General features: G+C 66.1%; 1 protein-coding gene. It reads right to left on the bottom strand.

Going from position 1 to position 3,366, the window contains the following annotated elements; translation table 11 throughout:
* Window positions 1-245 precede the first annotated feature (245 nt).
* On the bottom strand, window positions 246-2,954 hold the full coding sequence (locus RB628_RS39935) for a hypothetical protein (RefSeq protein ID WP_318325553.1): 2,709 nt from the start codon (window positions 2,952-2,954) through the stop codon (window positions 246-248).
* Window positions 2,955-3,366 lie beyond the last annotated feature (412 nt).

The raw sequence follows: 3,366 nt of genomic DNA, 5'->3' as shown, positions 1-3,366 counted from the left end.
GAGATCAGCCGCGCCGACTTCGACGCCATGATCGCCATCCCGGACGGGACGACCTTTTCCAGCGTCGAGCAGGGCCTGATCGCACTTGGCTTCGACGGTGCCTTCGCCGGCACCTACCTCGATTAGTGCGCGTAGTTGTACGGCGCTGACCTGTCGTTTCCTGCACTCAGCCCCAGCTGAACAACGAGAGGGGGTGACCGCTCGGTTGAGCGGACACCCCCCACCTGCGGGAACTGAGGCTATGGCTAGAGATGCAGGATCAGGGCCTCGACCTGCTGCAGTGCAACAACGCTGCTTTCGGCGGAGCTTCGGGCCTTCGTCAGCTTCTCCATCCATTCGATCCGTTGATCGGCGGGGAGCGCCTCCTCGCCCAACTCGGCGCGCAGGCGCCGAGCGGTCTCGAAGTCGGCCAGGAGAACGTCGGCGGACTGGACAGCGCGCTCGTAACCGCCTTCGACAAGCTCAACCCTGGCGGGCAGTTCCTTCCGAAGCGAGATCAACTGCGCGCGGGGATCCGCAGCTACGCCCCCCACCATGCGCGAGGTGTCGCCGGAACCGGCAGTGCTTGCCCCATTACCCGAGGGATTCCCGCTGGCTGCACTCCCGGAACGAGAGCTGCGGCCACTGTCAGGGTCGAAGAGTTCATCGAACCAAGCCTTGTCCACGACCAGGCCCGTCGGCTGCCCGCTGATGTCCGGGACGAGGATCATGCCCGGGACGATCGGGCTTCTGTCGCTTTCGCTCCAGGTTCGCTCGCCGTAACAGAGCGGCCTTGAACCGTCCGGAGCCTCCGGAGCCTGCACAGCATCGGGGTGGCCGAGGATAGCTTTCGCGAAGGCGAGGAGAAGCTCACGGCTGACGTGCGCTTCCCGTGTGTAGGCCGTCTTCAGCGCTGCGACGGCGTTCGCCGGGCTGCGGCGCACGCCCTTGCGGAGCCCGCCCGCCTCACTGCCCTGGCCCGGCGTGATCAGCGGCTCGGGTGCATGGATCAAGGTGGGAATCATGCGCTGAACTAGAGCCGCCCAGGCCGTGGCGTCGCCAGCCTCCGTGTGCAGGAAAAGCTCCTTGAGCGAGCGAGGATCCTGCTGCGCGCCCTCCCTTACGTCGGCGACGGCGAACAGACCGTTCGCGGAGAGGATGTTGGCGCGCTGCATGTAGCGCTGGGCAACGGCAGCAGACCACAGTTTTGTGCGAGCCTCAGCGGCTTTGGCGCCCGTCTGACTCCAAGCAGGTTCCTGCAGTGCCCCCCGTACGATTGGCCAGTACCGGCCCGTGTCGCGGATTTGGCGCCGCCCCGTCGGTGCCGGTGTCGGTGCCGGGGGAAGGTCAGGAAAGACGAGCGCGGTGATGGACCGGAGCGCAATGTCCCGAAGGGCGACCGGCGAGACTTCCACGTCCAGTGGCAACAGCGGGGAGAGCGGGTCGAGCGGACCGTTCGAGGTCAGCGCCGCTCGAACGCCGTCCAGGTCAAGACGATCGGCTCCTCGTGCGCTGGGGAAGGCGTCGGTGAGAGCCGAACCGAGCTGGCCCTCCGTCGCGTACGCATCGACGAGGATGGCAAACAGGGCAATGAGACGGGCGTCCTCGTCGTACGGCTGGATCCCGCGGAGGTGGTCGTCGACGTTGAGCGCCCGCAGCAGGTGCTCCAGCGCCGCCGGGTTGCTGCAGCCGACCACGACCTCCGTCGGCACCGTGGTGATCTTGGCGGCGCGGTGCGCGGGATGTTCCTGCCCCGTCTCTTCCGTTAGGCGGGCAGCGTTGAGGGCGTGGGAGATACGGGTCAGGACTTCCCGCTGATTGTGCAGCAGAAGAGAGGAGTCGGTCTTCTCGTTCGGCAGAGCGCAGAGGGACTGGGGCATGCCCGCAACTAGGTGCTCCACCTGCAGTCCGAAGATGTCGAGGCGGGCCAGTGCCCGATTGTTCGCCGTGACCGCGACCATGCGCCAGAGTTTCGACGTCGCACCATCTGGCTGCTGCAGCTGCCACTGCTGAAGAACGCACATGCCCCGCGAGAGCTGTCCTGCCGCGACCAGAGACTCGGCAAGGTCGTAACCTCGGCCCCTGCCGGCGCGCCGGAGGTTCTCCACCGCGTAGCGCTGGATGTGCACGGCGACCTCGTAGGGTTGAAGCTCCAGCGCGAGCGCCGCCTTGGCCTTCCCGTCCTCTTCTGCCGACCGAACGACGGGGCGGGGACGGCGGTTACCGAGTACGGCCAGCAGGGCATCCCGCTCCCGCTGAGCCTCGCTCACCCGCCGAGTCGCATCGAGATGCTTGTTCTCCGCGGCAGCGAGCGCCGCAGCCGTGTGCGTTTCATCGCCAGCCGAGCGGCGGCGTGCTTCGCGTTCCTTCTCGGCCAGCTTCGCGTCCTTACGGGTCTCCTCCAGCGCGAACTCGGCATGGACCAGCGCCTTGACACGCTGCATCGCTTCAGGACTGGGCGGTGTCCAGGAGCCAGCGGTGCGGTCGTTGAGGTCCCAGGGGACAACGCCAGCGCCGTGAACTTCGCAGTTGAGCAGGAGAACCTTGTCGTCCCCAGCCGAGACCGTCCGGTACGCGAAAGGCGCGAGCACCTTCTTCCCTTGCTGGGTGGCCACGATCTTCTTGATCTCCGTGTCACCGAGGGCGGAGCCCAGACCTTCGGTGATCGCCTCACGCGGTGGCGGGACCAGACCTTCCTGCTCGCAGGTGTTCTCAACAGCATCCGCGAGACGGACTGACCACGCTGCGTTGCTGGTGTACGAGAAGATGCCTTCGGGCCGTTTCACAGCCATGGGGTTATCGCTTTTCTCCGGCAGAGCCGGGGAAGCACGCTTTCGACTGTCGAGAGCGTGACACGCACCCGAGAGCCGGAGCCTCGTGCTGGCGAAGGACAGATCGGTGATCTTGTAGCTTTCCGATTCTGCTTCGCCTCGTACGATCCAACTGCCAACGCCCGCAGAGGGATTCAGTCCCAACAACACCACGCTGGTGTTTGGACGTCTCGCCAATGGCTCCTGCTCCGCCGTCGGCGGCATGAGGCGGACGTCGGTGGAGGACCACCGACGTGCGAGGCCGACACTGCCACGTAGGAGCCCAGAAGAGGGCCATCGGTAGGCCCAGCGTCACCCGATTTGATTGTCTCTGAGCGCTGCTCAGGCGAGGTTGGCCATGACGTGGTAGAGAGCCGACACGGGCTTGGGAAATGACCGGGTCGTCGTTATGGCACAGATAGCTCCTCGGCTCTGCTTTGCGCTCAGCCGCGGTTGCTGTGTTTGGGCAGCTCGCCCCGGAAGTCGCAGCCGGGGCACTCGTCCTCGCCCTGGACGTGGCCTTCGTACCAGCCGTGAACGGCTGCGTGGAGGATCGCCTCCTCCACCGAGGCTTCGC

The organism is Streptomyces sp. ADMS (genome assembly GCF_033441795.1).
GTDB lineage: Bacteria > Actinomycetota > Actinomycetes > Streptomycetales > Streptomycetaceae > Streptomyces.
Note: the sequence above shows the minus strand (reverse complement) of the source record. Positions and strands in the feature narration are given on the sequence as shown.